The following is a 16,841-nucleotide window of genomic DNA, read 5'->3' on the forward strand; positions in this document are numbered from 1 at the left end:
CGCTGGGCATCGCCAACCAGCGGGAAACCACGCTGGTATGGAACAAGCAGACCGGCCGCCCGTACTACAACGCGATCGTCTGGCAAGACACCCGCACGGACCGTATCGCGGCGGCGCTCGACCGCGACGGCCGCGGCGAGGTGATCCGGATCAAGGCAGGACTGCCGCCGGCCACCTATTTCTCCGGTGGCAAGCTGCAGTGGATTCTGGAGAACGTCGACGGCGTACGCGAAGACGCCGAACACGGCGACGCCCTGTTCGGCACCTGCGACACCTGGATGTTGTGGAACCTGACCGGCGGTCCCCGCGGCGGCGTCCACCTGACCGACGTCACCAACGCCAGCCGCACCATGCTGATGAACCTGGAGACTCTGGACTGGGACGACGAACTGCTGTCACTGTTTTCAGTGCCTCGGGGGATGCTGCCGCGGATCGCGGCGTCGTCGTCGCGTAAGCCGCACGGCATCACGGCCGGCACCGGACCGGTACGGGGTGAGGTTCCGGTCACCGGCATTCTGGGCGATCAACAGGCGGCGATGGTCGGGCAGGTCTGCTTGGCCGCCGGTGAGGCCAAAAACACCTACGGCACCGGAAACTTCTTGCTGCTCAACACCGGTGAGAAGATCGTACGTTCAGCCCACGGCCTACTGACCACGGTCTGCTATCGGTTCGGGGACGCCGAGCCGGTGTACGCGCTGGAGGGGTCGATCGCGGTCACCGGTGCGGCTGTCCAGTGGCTGCGCGACCAGTTGGGCATCATCGGCGACGCCGCGCACAGCGAAGCTCTGGCCCGCTCTGTTGCCGACAGCGGCGGCATGTACTTCGTTCCGGCGTTCTCCGGCCTGTTCGCTCCCTACTGGCGCTCCGACGCCCGCGGCGCGATCGTCGGCCTGTCGCGGTTCAACACCGGCGCGCACCTCGCGCGCGCGACACTGGAGTCCATCTGCTACCAAAGCCGCGACGTCGTCGAGGCGATGGAAGCCGATTCCGGTGTGCACCTTGAGGTTTTGAAGGTCGACGGTGGGATCACCGCCAACGACCTGTGCATGCAGATCCAGGCCGACACCCTGGGCGTGGACGTGGTCAGGCCGGTGGTCACCGAGACCACCGCCTTGGGCGCGGCCTACGCCGCCGGATTGGCAGTCGGGTTCTGGAAGGACCCGAGCGAGCTGAGGGCCAACTGGCGCGAGGACCAGCGATGGGCGCCCACCTGGAGTGACGATCAGCGGGCAGCGGGCTATGCCGGCTGGCGAAAAGCCGTGCAGCGCACCCTGGACTGGGTTGACGTGTCCTGATGCGCGACCGGTGGGCGGCTAAGGCGTCGGCGCCGGTGCTCACGGTCGGCTTGGCCGCTGCGGGGATCTGGCTGTACAACCATGTTTGGCACGCCTGGCGAGCGATGCCGTCGACGTCGAGTTCGGTCACATCGACTGCAACACGCCAGACGACATCCTGCGCCGTGACCTCGCCAACGACCCGTGCAACCTGCTGGCCGTCGGCCCGCCAAATCGTCGTCAAGACGGATTATCAGCTGTGGGTGTCGGCTAACGAGAAGGGCGCGACGCACCGGGTGCTGCAAGCCTGTTGACGCGGGTGACATTCCTGGTCAGTCGGTTTCGCCCAGGATGTTGTAGACCTCACGGCGGGCGGTGTTGACGATGTCGACGATGCGCTGTTGCTGGTCGGCGCTGGCGACGTCGGCGGCTTGCGCTACCGCGCCGAACAGTTGACCTATCGCTGCACGGAGATTGACCTGCCCTGGGTCGACGTCGTCGGCGATCGCCTGCCACGGTGGGGTCCCGATCTCTTCGGCAGCGGCGCGACCATCGTCGGTTAGCTCGAAAAGTCTTTTGCTGCCCTGAATTCCATTGCCGGCGATCAGGCCTTCGTCGACCAGGAGCTGCAGGGTCGGATAGACAGACCCGGGACTGGGCCGCCACAGGCCCTGACTGCGGTCGGCGATCTGCTGGATCATCTCGTAGCCGTGCATCGGTTGCTCGGCCAGCAGCGCCAAGATGGCGGCCCGCACGTCGCCGCGTCGGCCGCGATGGTGCCGGCGGGTTCTGCGCCGCCCGCCGCGTGACTCCGGGCCGTACCCGAAACCCGGGCCGAAGCTCCGCTCGAAACCGGGGCCGAACCCGAACGGGCCGGGCCCACCGGGTCCATTGCCGTGGCCACGCAGGTGTTCCAGCAACTCTCGCTTGGCTGCGCGCTTCGCCTGGTACAGGTGGCGCTGGTCGCCCGGGGCGAACCCGAAACCGAATCCGCCGGGGCGTATCCCGCCGACGACATGCTCGCCGAACGGGGGAAAAGAGGTGGTCATGAGGTTTTCTCGTTTCTGGAGCGAAAGCACCCGATATGCTTTCAATACATTGACGATATATCGCGACCTGTCGGTATGCAAGTGCCATCACCGTGGCGGGGGAAACCCGCCGGTGCCCGGTGGTGACGGCCACGGGGCCGGAGGGGGGAGCCAGGGACTCCCGGCACGCGGTGCTTGCGGGCCCAATCGGGTCGCCAGCCTGCCCAGTTCCCGCCGGTGCCGTTCGGCCAGCACCGCCGCCAGCACCAACTGCGGCGGCGTACCCGGTGGAGGCGGCGGTGAAATCTGAGCCAGCATGTCGCCGACCATGCGGTACGCCATCGCGTCGCGTACCCGCGGATCGAGCTGCGTTATCCGGGAAAGGAATTGACGGGCCACCTCGGCCGTCTCGGGCCGCAGCGCCGACAGCTGCAACGACTGCGCCCACCACGCGAGCATCGGCGGCATCATCGGCGGCGGCGCAGCAGCCGGACCTCGTTCGCTGATCACCACCGTGCCGGCGAAGACGTCGCCGAGCCGCTTCCCGCGTGGTGACAACAGGCTGCAGATCACCGCCGGGCTGCCGGCCAGCGCCCAGATCTCCACCACCGATGCCAGTGCGCGAAACAGCGCCTGCCGGAAGCGTTCCGGGCCACCGTCATCGGAGACCACCCGCAGGCCCATCACGATCTTGCCCAACGACCGGCCCCGGGTGGTGGTTTCGAAAATGACCGGATACCCGACCTGTAATCCCACCGCGAAGATGACCAGGATCGCCGCGGCCAGTGCCTCGTCGAGCTGCATCAGCGTGAGCGACCACAGCATCAGGGCCAGCACATAGCCCAAAAAGATCACCGTGACATCGATCAGCGCGCTGACCGCCCGCACCGGCAGCTGGGCGATCTGAACGTCCAGCACGACGGCGTCGCCGGTCACCACGTTCGGCATATCGCAAACGCTACCGTCGCTAGGGTTGACCAGGTGGACGTCGACGCGTTCGTGCTGACCCACCGCGCTGCCTGGGACCGGCTCGAGTGGCTGGTCAAAAGGCGCCGACGGCTGACCGGCGCGCAAGTCGACGAACTCGTCGAGCTCTACCAACGGGTCTCCACCCACCTGTCGATGCTGCGCTCGGCATCGTCGGATTCGGCGCTGGTCGGCGGGCTCTCGGCGCTGGTCGCGCGGGCGCGCGCCGCGGTTGTCGGCGCACACGCCCCGCTGACCGGCGAGGTCATCCGGTTTTGGACGGTGTCGTTTCCGGTGGTGGCCTACCGCGCCTGGCGCTGGTGGCTGACGACCGCCGTGGTGTTCTTCGCCGTCGCTGTGCTGGTTGCGTTCTGGGTGGCGAACAACCCGGAGGTGCAGTCCACCATCGCCACGCCCACCGAGATCGACCAGATGGTGAACCACCACTACGCGTCCTATTACAGTGATCACCCCGCCGGTGCGTTCGCACTGCAGGTCGCGGTGAACAACTCCTGGGTGGCCGCCCGCTGCATCGCCTTCGCCATACTGCTGGGCGTTCCGATCCCGTATCTGCTATTCGTCAACGCCGCCAACGTCGGGGTGGCGCTGGGCTTGATGTTCGACGCCGGCAAGGGCGGGTTCATGCTGGGCCTGCTGGTCCCGCACGGGCTGCTGGAGCTGACGGCGGTCTTGTTGGCCGGCGCAGTCGGGATGCGGCTGGGCTGGACGGTGATCTCACCGGGCGATCGGCCGCGCAGTCAGGTGCTGGCCGAACAGGGCCGTGCCGTCGTCTCGGTCGCGGTGGGGCTGGTGGCAGTGCTGGGCGTGTCGGGACTGATCGAGGCGCTGGTGACCCCGTCGCCGCTGCCGACCTGGCTGCGGATCGGCATCGGGGTGGCCGCCGAGGCATTGTTTTTGGCCTACATCGTCCACTTCGGCCGCAAAGCCGTCGCGGCCGGCGAATCCGGTGACGCCGCCGAGGTGCCGGACGTCGTCCCCACCGGGTGAGTTCTCCCGGCGAGCATGCACAAAGTCGCACTCCGCGGGCCTTGCGAGTGCGAGTTTGCGCATGCTCGCGGCGGGGGACGGCGGGTCAGAGCCGCCCGGCGGCCTTCATGGCCAGGTAACGGTCGGCCAGCGCAGGTCCCAGCTGCTCGGGTGCGGCGTCGACGACCTCCACACCGCTGCGACGCAGCCGCGACGCGACTGCGCGCCGGTCGTTGCGGGCACGTTCGGCAGCCGCTGCGTCGTACACCGCCGCCGCGTCGGATCGGCCGCCCGCCAGCTGGTCCACCCGGGGATCGGCGACCGCGGCCACGATGACCTGGTGGCCGGCGGTCAGGCGGGGCAACACCGGCAGCAGGCCCTCGTCCAGGGCGGAGGCGTTGAGATCGGTCAGCAGCACGACCAGTGCGCGCCGTCGCACCCGCCGGCTGATGGTGGCAACCAAAGCGGTTGCGTCGGATTCAACCAGCGCCGGCCGAAGGGGGGCCATCGCGTCGACCAGTTGGGCGAGCAGGCGGGTGCGCCCGGCACCGAATACACCGGCGCGGGTCACCCGGTCGTGGGCCAGCAGGTCGACGTGGTCGCCGGCGCGGGATGCCAACGCGGCCAGCAGCAGCGCGGCGTCCATCGACCAGTCCAGCCGCGGCCACCCACTCGGGTCGCCGGCGGTCGGGTCGACACCGACCCGACCGGCTGCCGTGCGGCCGGTGTCGAGCACGATGACCACCCGCCGGTCGCGTTCGGGCCGCCAGGTCCGCACCACGACGTCGCCGCGACGGGCGGTGGCCCGCCAGTCGATCGAGCGGACGTCGTCACCGTCAACATATTCGCGCAGCGAGTCGAATTCGGTTCCCTGCCCCCGAACCAGCACCGGCAGGCTGCCGTCGATTTCGCGCAGCTTGGCCAGCCGCGACGGCAGGTGTTTGCGCGACAGGAACGGCGGCAGGATCCGCAACCGGCCGGGCACCGGCGTCGACCGCTGCCGTCCCGCCAACCCCAGCGGGCCGACCGAGCGCGCGGTGACGGCGGCGGCGTGCTGGTCGCCGCGGCGGATCGGGCGCAGTTCGGTGACTAGGTGGCGGACCTGGCCGGCAGCGACGTCGAGCGGGTGAATGCGCGGTTCAGCGCACGCACTCGGCGCCCAGGCGTCGCGCACCTGGCCGCGCAGCCGGCGCCGGCCTTCGTTGGCGACCAGCAACGTGGTCTGCGCCGATGCGCCGAGCCGCGCCGAGGCCTGCCCGGACCGGGTAAAACGCAGCGCAGCCGGGCTGGCCGCCAAGCCGATGTCGGTGGCCACCGCGGCAGCGAGTCCCGCCGCTAACACGGCGAACGCTGTTGCAGGCCAAGGAGACAACGTGACGGGCAGGGCACAGGTCAGCGCGATCAGCGCGGTGCGGCCGGTCAGGATCACTGCGGTGCCTATAGCGGCTATCGCGGCACGGCAACCGAGGCCAGGATGCCGTCCAGGACGCCGTCGGGGGTGGCGCCTTCGAGTTCGGCCTCCGGCCGCAGCGCGATCCGGTGCCGCAGCGTCGGGCGGGCCATGGCCTTGACGTCGTCGGGGGTGACGTAGTTGCGTCCGGACAGCCACGCCCACGACCGTGCGGTGGCCAACAACGCCGTCGCCCCGCGTGGCGAGACGCCGAGTTGCAGAGCCGGCGAGTGCCGGGTGGCCGCCGCGACGTCGACGATGTAGCCCAGCACCTCATCGGCGACCAGCACCCGGCGCACCGCGTCGCGGCCGGCAGCCAGATCGCCCGGCCCGGCCACCGGCTTGACCGCCGACAGGTCGCGGGGGTCGAACCCGTGCGCATGTCTGCTCAGAATGGCGATCTCGGCATCCCGCGGCGGCAGGGGCACACTGAGCTTCAACAGGAACCGGTCGAGTTGGGCTTCCGGCAACTGGTAGGTGCCTTCGTATTCGATCGGGTTCTGGGTGGCGGCCACGATGAACGGCTCGGGCAGCGGCCTGGGTTCGCCGTCGACGCTGACCTGCCGCTCCTCCATCGCCTCCAACAGGGCGGCTTGGGTTTTGGGCGGGGTTCGGTTGATCTCGTCGGCAAGCATCAGGTTGGTGAACACCGGCCCCGGACGGAACACGAACGCCGCGGTGCGGGCGTCATAGACCAGAGAACCGGTGACGTCACCCGGCATCAGGTCCGGGGTGAACTGCACACGTTTGAATTCCAGCCGCAGCGCGGCGGCCAGCGTGCGCACCAGGAGTGTTTTCGCCACCCCGGGAACGCCTTCGAGCAGTACGTGGCCACGGCACAGCAGCGCAATCACCAGTCCGCTGATCACGGTATCCTGGCCGACGACCACCTTGGCGATCTCGGTGCGCAGTGCCATCAGCGCATTACGCGCCGGCCTTTGCGCGGCCGGTGGCGGGGAAAGCTGGGTCACGATCGGCTGACCTGCCTTTCGATGTCGTCGAGTGCACGGGCAAGGTGAAGCAGGTCGGCGTCGGAGCTCGGGGCCGGACCGAACAGTAAGTGCTGCAATGATTCCGGATGCATACCACTGCGGTGAGCGGCTGCCGCCACCACCGCCGACTCCGGTGCGGCCCCGGTGTGCATCCCCAGCCCGAGCCGGGGCGACAACCGCTGCAGCGCCGCGACCCGCAGCGCCTGCGCGGCACAGTCCCGGGCCCGCCGTGACCGGTAAAGCCGGCCGCGGCCCTCGACGGTCTCCGACGCACGCACCACGACCGGCAACTGCTCGGCCACCGGCGGGCCCATCCGCCGGCCCTTCCACAGCGCCGCCAGTGCCGCTACCAGGACCAGCTGCCAGACCAGCCAGCTCACATTCTCCGGGATCAGCTCGAAAATCGTTGCTGCGCCTGAGGATCTGTCTTCAAACCGCTGCGGCGCATACCAGATCAAGCGATGCCGGCGACCCGCGAGGTTCATCGCCAGCGCAGCATTGCCCTGCATGAGCAAGCCGGCGTTCGTCATGAAAAAAGCACCGCCGACCACGGTGATGGTGCGCTCGCCGGTGCGGTAGCGGACCAGCGCACCGTCGTAGCAGCTCTCTATCGGCTGCTCCCCTGCCACGACGTAGGTCTCGGTGGCCCGCAGGTCCACCGACCCGGCCCGATCCGCTTCGCGCAGATCGCAGTCCGGCTGACGCGCGAACACCCCGACCCGGTCCAACGCGGTGCGGATCCCCGGCGCCAGAGCCTTGCGGGCGCGTGGGGTGGGTTGCACCAGCAGCAGGTCGCCGGGGAGGTGGGCCAGCCGCTGCAGGTCTTTGTCGCCGATTCGTGCGGTTTCGGCCACCAGCAGCAGTGCATCGGACCGTGCGCCGCGTTCGGTGTCGGCGACGGTGTCGGCGACGACGACGTCGACACCCCGGTCGCGCAGCAGCGTCACCAGCGCGTGGGCTCCGGCGGGCCCGGTGGCGGCCGGGTCCATCCGGCCACCAGCCCGCGGCGTGGTCAGGTAGGCACGCAGCGTTGCCACCGCGATGATCGCGACCAGGCCCAGCGCCACCCACCGCCACGAACGCCACCGGCGCACCCCGCGGGTATCCGGTAGCGCCTGGCTTACCACGCCCGTCACCGGAGTCGCCGCCCTGACTCTGCGGCCACCGCGGATCGCGGGGAATGCGCGGCCTTCCGCAGTTGCTCGTCCAGTTCGGCGACGTCCCGGTAGCCGGCCGCGGTGGCAGGCAGCTCTCCATAGCTGACATCGTTGAAAGTCCCTGCGGCTCGGACCAATTCACCTGCCAACTCGGGTAGGGCGGTACCGGCGTCACGCGCCAGTTCGTTAGCGGTGCGCCCTACAGCGGGATTGAGCACGCCGGCCTGTTCGAGTTCGCGGGCGACGGCGCGCAGCCGGTGGCGGATCGCGGCGGCCCAATCGCCGGACGCCGCAAAATGTTCCGCGGTGGCGCGGTGCTCGGCCGCGCTGAGTTCGGCCGCGCCGAACAGCGGCTGCTCGCCGCGGTTGGTGCGCAGCGTGTGTGAAGCGACGCGGATCGCGGCCAGCGCCGCGACCACGAGCAGGATGAGCAGCACGCTGACGGTGAACCACCCGCCGGGCACCGTCGCGCCCTTGCCCACCAGTTGGCGCAGCAGCATTTCGACGAGGTCGATGAGCTGCTGTTTCGGCGACTGTTTGGGGTAGATCGGTTTGGCCAGTTCGCGTCGGGCTGCTTCGTGCGCAACGTCGCGGTCAACGTCGATGGCGGGCAACGTCAGTGGTCCCCACAGATACTCACAGATACTCACAGCGGCGGGCGGGTCAGCCACAGGCTGTCAGTGGACCCAGTGGCCGGCGGCGCGCCGGCGGTGTGGGTCACCCCGGTCCGCAGCACCAGGTCAAACGCCTCGGCGCGGATGCGGCGGTCGGTGTAAAGCAGTACCACCACGCCGGCGGTGAACGGCAGCACGACGATCTGGCCGACCGCGGTCCCCAGCCCGGAGAGCACCCCCGGCAGTGACACGGTCGTCAGCGACTCGGCGCCATGACCCAGCGCCATCCCGGCCAGATTGAACGGCAATGCCACCGCGCTGGTGACCAGATACGTGATGAGACCGGTCAGCAGCAGGATGCCCAGCACCCGCCAGAAGCTGTTGCGGATAAGGGCGAACGACCTGCCGACCGCTGCGAACACCGGCAGCCGCTCCAGCACGATGGCGGTGGGGGCGAAGCTCACCATCACGTACAGATAGCCGAGCAGGCCGGTCAGCGTCAGGATCAGCGGCATTGCGATCACGGCGGCAGCACCCTTCGCTATCGCGACGGCAAGCAAGACCACCAGCACGCCGGCCACCACCGCCGCGGCCAGCGCGAGCAGCGCCGCCAACCCGATCAGCGCCGCGAACCGCCCACGCACCAGGGCCCAGGCCTCGTCGACGGTGATCGATGAACCGAACACCGCGCGTCCGACGACGACGGTCAGCATGCCGACCAGGACGATGATCGCAAGCGAGGTCATGGCGGTGCCGACGGTCAGCGACATGCCCCACGCGACCACATCACGCCCGGACAGTTGATAGGTCGACGAATCGACGGCCAGTTGGCTGACCACGGCCAGCGGGCCGGCTTGGGTGGCCAGGGTGGCGAGCCAGGTGATCAGCACGACGATGGCGGTCAGGCCCAGCACGACTTTGGGGTTGGCGCGGATGTAGCCGACCGCGCCGTTGTAGATGTCGCTCAAGCCCAGCGGCCGCAACGGGATCACGCCGGGCTTCATCTCCGCAGCCGGGCGGCCCGGTGCGCCATATCCCGGGGGCGGCGGATAGCCGGGCTGCGGGTAGCCCGGCGGGCCATAGCCGGGCGGGTAGCCCGGCGGGCCATAGCCGGGCGGGTAGCCCGGCGGGCCATAGCCGGGTGGGTAGCCCGGCGGGCCGTAGCCGGGCGGGCCCCAGCCGGGCTGCGGGCCATAGCCAGGCCCCGGGTAGTTGGGCGGCAGCGAGTTCACCGGGCCGGACCGCCGGTATTTGCGATCATGGCCCGAGCGTAGCGTTATGCGGCATGGCAGAACTCAAATCCCGGTTGCGGGCCGACCTGACCGACGCGATGAAGGCGCAGGACAAGATGCGCACCGCGACGTTGCGGATGCTGCTGGCGGCGATCCAGACCGAAGAGGTTGCCGGCAAACAGGCCCGTGAGCTCTCCGATGACGAGGTGCTCAAGGTGCTGGCCAGGGAGGCGCGCAAACGCGCGGAGGCAGCTGAGATCTACACCGAGAACGGCCGCGATGTGCTCGCCGCGGAGGAACACGCCGAGGCGCGGATCATCGACGAGTATCTGCCGGAACCGCTCACTGAGAGTGAATTGGCGGACGTCGTCGACACCGCGTTAGCACAGGTAGCCGAGGACCTGGGGGAACGGCCCGGCAAGAAACAGCTGGGACTGGTGATGAAGGTGGCGACCTCGATCGCCGCCGGCAAGGCTGACGGCGCCCGCCTCTCGGCCGCGGTCAAGGAACGCCTGTAGTCAGCTGAGCGTCGCGAGGAACCGCTCGACGTCGATCGCGCAGCGGTCCGGTGTTTCCATGAACGGCACATGGCCGATGTCGAAGTAGACCTGCAGACCGCAGCGCGGAATCGCCCGCCAGGTCGCCAGGTGGTTCCGCAGCGGCATGTGCCGGTCGCGGTCACCGCAGATCAGGATCGTCGGTTCGGCGACAGCGGAGAGTTGGGGTTGGCAGGTGAACACGCGCATCGACCGGGCCGCGCCCTCGATGTGTTCGGGCGACGCCCGTTCGATCACCGCCAGCAACGCCTGGAAGTCGGCTTCGGGCAATGGCCGGCGGAACGCTTTTCGGGCCAACGCTTCCCGCTGGTCGCGGGTCGGGTACGCGAGTGCCGTGAAGCTGGCCTCGTCGGGGAGGAAGTCCAGACCGGTCGTCGATGCGGGGGCAACGAGCACAATCCCGGCGAACCGGTCCGGGTGGGCGAGCGTCGCACTCAGGGCGGCGGCGCCGCCGAGGCTGTGAGCGACAACGACAGGTCGATGAAGATCGAGGGCGTCGCACAGCGCGACGAGGTCGGCACCGTACTCGTCGATGGTGCAGCGCTGCCAGGTGTCGGCGTGTCCACTCGCACCGCAGCCCAGCAGGTCAAACGAGGTGAATCGGTAACGGTTTTCGTCGAGGCGCTCCAGCAGCGGACGCCACGCGGTGTGGTCATTCTGAAAGCCGTGCACGAGCACCAGGTCACGACTGCCCGATCCGGACTGCCAGACGGCCAATTCCGTGCCCCGAATCACGTGCTGTTGCATGCCCGGACTTTATGCGGCGAATCTGCGGTGACGTCATCGAGCCTGCGGCGGGGTTGCGTCAACCAGGCCGACGAGAACATGGGCCTGGCGCCCACCCATCGGTGTGCTTGCCGACCCACGTCCGTGGGTCCGGCCGCGGCGAGGACCCGAGTGGTTTCGGCGGCGAACGACGAGTGCCGGAGAGCGTTGTCGGCCGCTGGCCAGCAGTGACGGTACGGGTTGAGGCCGACTTCAGGGTGGAGCTGAGCGCGCCGTAACATTACGGCTTCGGTTGGCGCTGGATGAAGTCGGCCATGCCGGGAACCGTGAAGGCGACGACGCCATGCTCGGGGGCGAAGATGAGACCTTTGGCAATGAGGTTTGCGCGAACGGGGCCGAAGCTGTTGATGCTGCGTCCCAACCTCGTGGCTACGTCGCCTGATGAGCTGCCGGCGTCGCCGTCGGCGGCCATCTCCCGCAGGTAGCGCTGCTCGGCGCGGGTTGCCCTGTCCCAGCGTGCGCGAAAGAAACCGTCATCGAGGGCGGCGCGCCCGCGAGCCGTACCGACGCGAGCATCGGCGAGGGTGATTACGGGGCCAGCTGCCTCGTTCCAGGTGTCCTGACCGAACTGCTGAAGGAAGTAGGGGTAACCCGACGTGTCCTGCACCACTAGCGCGATTGCTTCTTCTTCCCACTCGACGCACTCGATCGCGGCCGGCTCAATGAGCGCCGTGCGCGCCAGGTTCCGGCTGAGGTGCTCGATTCGTTCGAAGGCGAAGAGTCGCTCCGAGTACGACTTCGCCTCGGCCAAGACGCGCGGCAGGCTCGGCAACCCAGCCAGCGCGAACAGACAGGGCCACCCATTTTGCCCTGCGATGTGGGCCACGGAGCAAACAGCGGTCAGCTCGGTGGGGGTGAGGTCTTGCGCCTCGTCGATCAGGATCGCCAGACCCACGCCTTCCTCTGCGGCCGCTTCGGATAAGTCTTGAGCGAGCTTGTGCAAGTCGGTCTCAAACATTCCGGTGTCCGCGCCGCCGCCGGCGGTTTCGGTGAGGTCTAGGCCGAATGTCCATGCGCCGCCGGTGTCGTAAGACGCCTTGAAGCTCAGGGCCGTCTTGAGGCCCTTCAGCAGCCGCTTACCTGCCGATGGTCGCGCCAAATCCGTAAGCGGCGCATGCAACGCCTCGCCGAGCGTCTCGCGCAGCGACTTGCCGGCTCCGGCTTCAACTTGTGCGGCGATCCAGCTGCGATCCCGGGCGGTGTTGAAGAAGCGAGTGAGCAGAACCGTCTTGCCTACCCCGCGCAGCCCGTAGAGCACCAGGGGTTGTACGGTCCGGCTGGCCTCGATGCGATCCAGGGCGATCCGCCAACGCTCGATCTGACTGTCGCGGCCGACGAGCGCGGCAGGCGGTCGGCCCGCTCCGGGCGCGTACGGGTTTCGTACCGGATCCATCGAACTCCATCTATAGCAAAGTATACACACGTATAGTGTTTCACTAGACGATGGTAGCTAAGCCTATATCGGATCGTCCGACCTAGCAGCGCCGACCGACCAGCGCAAAACTTCCGGTCAAGGATTCCTTGCTGCGGCGGACACGCGGTCGTGACGCGAGGTCGCCGCGCGGTGGATCTGCCCGATCAGTGTCGCCACTCGCGGTGCGCGGCCGCAGGACTACAGCCAGACCCCGTACGAGCTCCGGCGCGACCCGTCGCACGTCATCACCCCATGCGGGGCAGCCGTCGGAGATCCGGCGCGTCGCACGACGCGAAGTCAGGTTTCGACCGCCACGCCCCGTCTTTGGGCCGCGGCAGCCAGGGCATCGTCGAAGGTTGCCAGGCTCGCCTGGTGGTGAATCGCGACATCCAAGACGCAGCAGTCGGGTAGTTTCAGCCCACTGCTCGCGCGCAGTTCGGCAAGGCGCAGTGGCTCGCCATCATCGTGCGGCGCGACCGCGATACCGGCGGCACGCAGATCGTCGCGCATCGACGCTCCCTGCCCTATGCGAACCCCGCCGACAAGGACCTCCGCCAGCGTGATGGTATGGACGAGCATCTGTCCGGGTCTGCCGGCTAACAAGATCGCGGTGGCCGCTTCGTGATGCGGATCGGCGGGATTCAAATGCGCGATCAAGACATTGGCGTCCATCGCAATCATGTGGGCCAGTCCGCGCGCAGCTCGGCCAGGTAGTGCGGCCCGAACGCCTCCGCGTAGCGGCCGCTGCTTGCCAATACGGCGGCGTGGTGAGCTTCCTCGTTGGCGCGCTCAGCGCGTTCGAGGATGCCAGCGCCGACCTCCACCAGGCGCAGCAGCAACTTCGAACGTGACTCACCAGGCCATCGTCTCGCGGCCTGGTCCAAGGCGCGGGCCACCTCCGGTGTCTCGGTCACCTGGTAGCGGGGGCGGGTGGTCGGCATCGGAGAAGTGTACCACCTTTTGGCAGGTGGTACACCGCAACATCACCTGCTCGACATCCGCCGCCGCTCTGACACTCCACCCGGATCACCCGATACCGTCAGCCATCGAACGATGATGCATCTCATGACGACGGGGCATCCTTCAGACCGGAATCCGTTGCAGCCCCAGGATTTCAGAGGCAGAGAATGTTGACGAACACGCAGGTCATCGACTTTTCCACCGATGGGGCGCGGGTGGATCGCGACTGGCTCTGGGACGAGCTGATCGAACATGCGTACTGGGCGAAGTACCGCAGCCGGGAGATGTTCGAGCAGCAGCTCGACAGTGCCTGGCGGGTCGTCGGCGCGTACCGTATCGCCGACGGTCAGATGGTGGGTTTCTGCCGAGCGTTCTCCGATGGAGTGGCCATGGCCTATCTGGCGGATGTGTACGTTTCTCCCCAGGAGCGTGGCCGGGGCATCGGGCATGCGCTGTTGCGGTTGATGATCGATGAAGGCCCCGGCCGGGACTTCCGGTGGATGTTGCACACCGCCGATGCACACAGCCTGTACGAAAGATCCGGCTTCGCCGCACCCGATGCGACGTTCATGGAGCGGGGCTGTCGCCTGCCCCATCTTCGCCCGTAATTTCGTGCCTCTCCTGATGTCATGCCGAATCTCGGCGCCGCCGATCCCGGTTCGTGACTCCAGCACACAGCAGGGCGGTTATCAGCGCGTGGGGCTCATCGGCGGTTGAACGGTTCTGCGGCACAAAAAGGGTAGCCACGTAGAACGGATGCTCGGGCAGTTCGAAGATTCGCGGCTCGTCATCGTCGTCTGTTCCAGTGATGCGGAGACCACCATCTTCGAGTGCCTGCCGGTAAGTGGGGTTCAGGCCGAAGTTGCAGTAGTAGCGCTCGGTTGTCCTGCTGGCTCCGTAGAATCGCGCAACCATCGATTCAGGCTTCAGGTTGACGGGCATGGTTTTCCCGGCCAGCGAGCACGCCAACTCCGAGATGAACAACCGTGAGCTGTACGGGTCGTACTCAGCGTGTTCGGCGTCCTCGAACCCGAGAACATTGCGGGCGTACTCGACGATGATGTGCTGGCACCCCCCGCATGTGCCCAGGGTCGGCACGCCGTTTTCTCGGCCGAATCGCAGTGCGGCGATAGCGCCGACCATGCTGCGGTACGGGCTTCCAGGCGCGCACCACAGCACATCGGCGGTCTTAGCTGGGCCGAGGTCGGTTTCCAGCGCTTCGGTGGCCAGCCAGCGTAGGGAGACTTCCAGGCCAAGTGCCTTGGCGGAATGGCCTATTGCCGCATTGGTCGCGACGTGCGGGGCGTACGAATCGTCGAAGTCACCGATGACAGCGGCGTTCAGCTGATCCGACATCCGCCACCCCCTTCGTTGCCGTCCAGGTGCGGCCTTCCCGGTTTCACCGAAACCTACCCAGTGACGAGGTAGGTTCCGTGGCCTTCGATGACCCGGCCGTCGTCGCCGAACCGCAGAACCTCGTTGACCAGGCCATCATTTTGGTTGCGGTACAAGATGACGAGCGTGTCGATGCCCTGGTCGACACCTTCGACAGTGATCCGAAGGTCCGGGATGCGTTGCACAGCCGCGGTCCAGTAGCGCCGTAGCTCAGCCCTGCCCGGATCACTCCCGCTGTCTCCGGGAACAGCTTTGTGGCCACCGGCGACGTGAACACCGCATCGTCATCGAAATGCCGCAGCACGGCCTCCACGTCGTGGGCGTTCCACGCCTGCACCCACTGCTGGTTGAAGGCGATGGGATCAACTTTCACCACCAGACGGTAACGGCAGCACAGATATTGGTCCACCGATTTTGGCGCAGCCGCACGGTTGTTTAGCGACGCACAGGCGAAGTGCACCTCGCCGTTAATTGAGTGGCGCGGATCCCGCACGGCCTGCCATGCTCAGCAGCATGACCTTTGGCGACTACCAGGGGGCCATCTACTCGCACGGCCTGGCCAGTGCGATGCCAACGCTGCCAACAAACTTCACCGACCTGGAGGCGAAGGCGGCTGCGGTGCTGCCCCCGCAGCTTTGGTCCTATGTCGCCAGCGGGGCCGGTGATGAGCACACCCAACAGGCCAACATCACTGCGTTCGAGCGCTGGGGGCTGATTCCCCGGATGCTCGTCGGAGCCGACAAGCCTGACCTGTCGGTCGAGGCGTTCGGGATGAAGTTAACGGCACCGGTGTTCCTGGCTCCGGTCGGTGTCATCGGTATCTGCGCCCAGGACGGCCACGGCGACCTCGCCGTTGCTCGCTCTGCCACCATCACCGGGGTGCCGATGATGGCCGCCACGTATTCCGCGGACCCGCTGGAGGACGTGGCGACGCAGCTTGGTGATACGCCAGGGTTTTTCCAGCTGTACGTGCCAGGCGACCGTGAACTGGCCGCCAGCTTGGTGCGGCGGGCCGAGGCCGCCGGGTACAAAGCCCTCGTCGCCACCCTGGACCAGCCGGTGTCGGGCTGGAGGCCCCGCGACCTGGCAACCGCGTACTCGCCGCCCCTGCAAGGACACTGCCTGGCCAACTACATCAGTGACCCGGTGTTCCGGGCGGGCCTGGACAAGCCCCCCGAGCAGGACCTGCAAGCGGCCATGGCGCACTGGAGCCGAACCTGGAACACCTCGCTGATTTGGGGCGACCTGCCGTGGTTGCGCTCGCTGACCGAGCTTCCGCTGATCCTCAAGGGCATCTGTCACCCTGATGATGCCCGGCGCGCCAAAGACACCGGAGTCGACGGCATCTATGTCTCCAATCACGGTGGACGTCACGCCAACGGTGGCCTCCCCACGCTGGCTTGCCTACCGGCGGTTGTGCAGGCCGCTGACGGGCTGCCGGTGCTGTTCGACTCGGGTATCCGCAGCGGCACAGACATCATCAAGGCCCTTGCCCTGGGAGCAACCGCGGTCGGCGTCGGCAGATCGTACGTCTACGGGTTGGCGCTGGGCGGGGTCGACGGTGTCGTACACGTCTTGCGTTCGCTGCTGGCCGAAGCAGACCTCATCATGGCGATCGACGGCTACCCCAGCGTCGGCGACCTCACCCCCGCAGCACTGCGCCGCATCGGGTAACACCCGGCCGCGCGGTGCAACTGCATCGAGCGCGGGTCGATGTCCCCTGTCACGGCCCAACCGCCGGACCCGGCGCACCCGCCTCAGCAGCTCACGAACCGGCGGCTCGTCGAGGCTTCCGGCGTGTCGGTCCAGCCAGGCATTGAACTCCACGACGCCAATCCGCCGAGCGGGTTGGGCGGCATCTGGCCGCGAGCCGGGTCTGGTCTGAGCCGCCCGGGCTACCGCTCGTGATTCCTACACTCGAACGATCAGAGAGGGTTTTTCAGTGTCGGGGTGGCGGGATTCGAACCCACGACCTCTTCGTCCCGAACGAAGCACGCTACCAAGCTGCGCCACACCCCGTGTGAAGCCA

18 protein-coding genes, 1 tRNA gene and 1 pseudogene are annotated in these 16,841 nt (G+C 67.8%); 6 read left to right on the forward strand and 14 right to left on the reverse strand.

The annotated features are described in order from the left end of the window. Both glpK and AC2VON_RS25230 read left to right on the forward strand, forming a co-directional pair. A partial coding sequence (gene glpK, locus AC2VON_RS25225) for a glycerol kinase GlpK (protein ID WP_486955259.1) occupies window positions 1–1,295 on the forward strand: 1,295 nt, incomplete at its 5' end. An 85-nt stretch (window positions 1,296–1,380) separates the two neighbouring features. Beyond that, the gene (locus AC2VON_RS25230) at window positions 1,381–1,548 is read left to right on the forward strand and encodes a hypothetical protein (RefSeq protein WP_486955260.1); all 168 of its coding nucleotides are present in this window, start codon (window positions 1,381–1,383) and stop codon (window positions 1,546–1,548) included. 58 nt (window positions 1,549–1,606) lie between these two features. Here the strand turns inward: AC2VON_RS25230 and AC2VON_RS25235 are convergent, their stop codons facing one another. Then, window positions 1,607–2,323, reverse strand: coding sequence for a PadR family transcriptional regulator (locus AC2VON_RS25235; protein ID WP_486955261.1), 717 nt, complete (start codon window positions 2,321–2,323; stop codon window positions 1,607–1,609). Between the two features lie 87 nt (window positions 2,324–2,410). Next, on the reverse strand, window positions 2,411–3,250 hold the full coding sequence (locus AC2VON_RS25240; RefSeq protein WP_486955262.1) for an RDD family protein: 840 nt from the start codon (window positions 3,248–3,250) through the stop codon (window positions 2,411–2,413). A gap of 33 nt (window positions 3,251–3,283) precedes the next feature. On the opposite strand from AC2VON_RS25240, the gene AC2VON_RS25245 reads away from it, so the two are divergent. Continuing rightward, window positions 3,284–4,276: a stage II sporulation protein M gene (locus AC2VON_RS25245; protein ID WP_486955263.1), complete on the forward strand. Its 993-nt coding sequence runs from the start codon at window positions 3,284–3,286 to the stop codon at window positions 4,274–4,276. A gap of 85 nt (window positions 4,277–4,361) precedes the next feature. On the opposite strand, the gene AC2VON_RS25250 is transcribed toward AC2VON_RS25245, so the two are convergent. From AC2VON_RS25250 to AC2VON_RS25270, 5 genes are read right to left on the reverse strand one after another with little or no spacing between them, the layout of a single operon-like run. Next, window positions 4,362–5,684 (reverse strand): DUF58 domain-containing protein, encoded by a 1,323-nt coding sequence (locus AC2VON_RS25250; RefSeq protein WP_486955264.1) that lies wholly within the window; start codon window positions 5,682–5,684, stop codon window positions 4,362–4,364. Window positions 5,685–5,701: 17 nt separating this feature from the next. Further along, window positions 5,702–6,622, reverse strand: coding sequence for an AAA family ATPase (locus tag AC2VON_RS25255; protein ID WP_486955274.1), 921 nt, complete (start codon window positions 6,620–6,622; stop codon window positions 5,702–5,704). Between the two features lie 50 nt (window positions 6,623–6,672). Continuing rightward, on the reverse strand, window positions 6,673–7,824 hold the full coding sequence (locus AC2VON_RS25260; protein WP_486955275.1) for a DUF4350 domain-containing protein: 1,152 nt from the start codon (window positions 7,822–7,824) through the stop codon (window positions 6,673–6,675). 5 nt (window positions 7,825–7,829) lie between these two features. After that, complete coding sequence (locus AC2VON_RS25265) at window positions 7,830–8,468, reverse strand: DUF4129 domain-containing protein (RefSeq protein ID WP_486955276.1); 639 nt, start codon at window positions 8,466–8,468, stop codon at window positions 7,830–7,832. Window positions 8,469–8,500: 32 nt separating this feature from the next. Continuing rightward, window positions 8,501–9,700 carry a DUF7847 domain-containing protein gene (locus tag AC2VON_RS25270; protein WP_486955265.1) on the reverse strand — a complete coding sequence of 400 codons (1,200 nt, stop codon included), beginning with the start codon at window positions 9,698–9,700 and terminating at the stop codon, window positions 8,501–8,503. A gap of 53 nt (window positions 9,701–9,753) precedes the next feature. On the opposite strand from AC2VON_RS25270, the gene AC2VON_RS25275 reads away from it, so the two are divergent. Further along, on the forward strand, window positions 9,754–10,218 hold the full coding sequence (locus tag AC2VON_RS25275; RefSeq protein ID WP_486955266.1) for a GatB/YqeY domain-containing protein: 465 nt from the start codon (window positions 9,754–9,756) through the stop codon (window positions 10,216–10,218). Here AC2VON_RS25275 and AC2VON_RS25280 read toward each other — a convergent pair whose 3' ends face one another. From AC2VON_RS25280 to AC2VON_RS25295, 4 genes are all read right to left on the reverse strand, one after another. After that, window positions 10,219–11,004, reverse strand: coding sequence for an alpha/beta fold hydrolase (locus AC2VON_RS25280; protein WP_486955267.1), 786 nt, complete (start codon window positions 11,002–11,004; stop codon window positions 10,219–10,221). A gap of 259 nt (window positions 11,005–11,263) precedes the next feature. After that, on the reverse strand, window positions 11,264–12,436 hold the full coding sequence (locus AC2VON_RS25285; protein ID WP_486955268.1) for an AAA family ATPase: 1,173 nt from the start codon (window positions 12,434–12,436) through the stop codon (window positions 11,264–11,266). Window positions 12,437–12,754: 318 nt separating this feature from the next. After that, complete coding sequence (locus AC2VON_RS25290) at window positions 12,755–13,138, reverse strand: type II toxin-antitoxin system VapC family toxin (RefSeq protein WP_486955269.1); 384 nt, start codon at window positions 13,136–13,138, stop codon at window positions 12,755–12,757. Further along, window positions 13,135–13,398, reverse strand: coding sequence for a hypothetical protein (locus AC2VON_RS25295; protein ID WP_486955270.1), 264 nt, complete (start codon window positions 13,396–13,398; stop codon window positions 13,135–13,137). The genes AC2VON_RS25290 and AC2VON_RS25295 overlap by 4 nt, the downstream gene beginning before the upstream one ends. Window positions 13,399–13,584: 186 nt before the next feature. On the opposite strand from AC2VON_RS25295, the gene AC2VON_RS25300 reads away from it, so the two are divergent. After that, entirely contained in the window at window positions 13,585–14,025 is a 441-nt protein-coding gene (locus tag AC2VON_RS25300; RefSeq protein ID WP_486955271.1) for a GNAT family N-acetyltransferase, read from the forward strand. Window positions 14,026–14,044: 19 nt separating this feature from the next. Here the strand turns inward: AC2VON_RS25300 and AC2VON_RS25305 are convergent, their stop codons facing one another. Beyond that, window positions 14,045–14,773, reverse strand: coding sequence for a CTP synthase C-terminal region-related (seleno)protein (locus AC2VON_RS25305; protein WP_486955272.1), 729 nt, complete (start codon window positions 14,771–14,773; stop codon window positions 14,045–14,047). Window positions 14,774–14,826: 53 nt separating this feature from the next. After that, a pseudogene (locus AC2VON_RS25310) lies at window positions 14,827–15,185 on the reverse strand (nuclear transport factor 2 family protein). Between the two features lie 140 nt (window positions 15,186–15,325). Here AC2VON_RS25310 and AC2VON_RS25315 point away from each other — a divergent pair. Further along, window positions 15,326–16,486 carry an alpha-hydroxy-acid oxidizing protein gene (locus AC2VON_RS25315; protein WP_486955273.1) on the forward strand — a complete coding sequence of 387 codons (1,161 nt, stop codon included), beginning with the start codon at window positions 15,326–15,328 and terminating at the stop codon, window positions 16,484–16,486. A gap of 271 nt (window positions 16,487–16,757) precedes the next feature. Here the strand turns inward: AC2VON_RS25315 and AC2VON_RS25320 are convergent. After that, a tRNA-Pro gene (locus AC2VON_RS25320) sits at window positions 16,758–16,831 on the reverse strand. Between the last annotated feature and the right edge of the window lie 10 nt (window positions 16,832–16,841).

Source organism: Mycobacterium sp. TH-M82 (genome assembly GCF_057473605.1).

Excerpts from the sequence above, each read along its gene's own strand:
- AC2VON_RS25235 (WP_486955261.1), bottom strand. The coding sequence starts at position 2,323 with ATGACCACCTCTTTTCCCCCGTTCGGCGAGCATGTCGTCGGCGGGATA.
- AC2VON_RS25240 (WP_486955262.1), bottom strand. The coding sequence starts at position 3,250 with ATGCCGAACGTGGTGACCGGCGACGCCGTCGTGCTGGACGTTCAGATC.
- AC2VON_RS25255 (WP_486955274.1), bottom strand. The coding sequence starts at position 6,622 with ATGGCACTGCGCACCGAGATCGCCAAGGTGGTCGTCGGCCAGGATACC.
- AC2VON_RS25275 (WP_486955266.1), top strand. The coding sequence starts at position 9,754 with ATGGCAGAACTCAAATCCCGGTTGCGGGCCGACCTGACCGACGCGATG.
- AC2VON_RS25280 (WP_486955267.1), bottom strand. The coding sequence starts at position 11,004 with ATGCAACAGCACGTGATTCGGGGCACGGAATTGGCCGTCTGGCAGTCC.
- AC2VON_RS25285 (WP_486955268.1), bottom strand. The coding sequence starts at position 12,436 with ATGGATCCGGTACGAAACCCGTACGCGCCCGGAGCGGGCCGACCGCCT.
- AC2VON_RS25290 (WP_486955269.1), bottom strand. The coding sequence starts at position 13,138 with ATGATTGCGATGGACGCCAATGTCTTGATCGCGCATTTGAATCCCGCC.
- AC2VON_RS25295 (WP_486955270.1), bottom strand. The coding sequence starts at position 13,398 with ATGCCGACCACCCGCCCCCGCTACCAGGTGACCGAGACACCGGAGGTG.
- AC2VON_RS25300 (WP_486955271.1), top strand. The coding sequence starts at position 13,585 with ATGTTGACGAACACGCAGGTCATCGACTTTTCCACCGATGGGGCGCGG.
- AC2VON_RS25305 (WP_486955272.1), bottom strand. The coding sequence starts at position 14,773 with ATGTCGGATCAGCTGAACGCCGCTGTCATCGGTGACTTCGACGATTCG.
- AC2VON_RS25315 (WP_486955273.1), top strand. The coding sequence starts at position 15,326 with ATGACCTTTGGCGACTACCAGGGGGCCATCTACTCGCACGGCCTGGCC.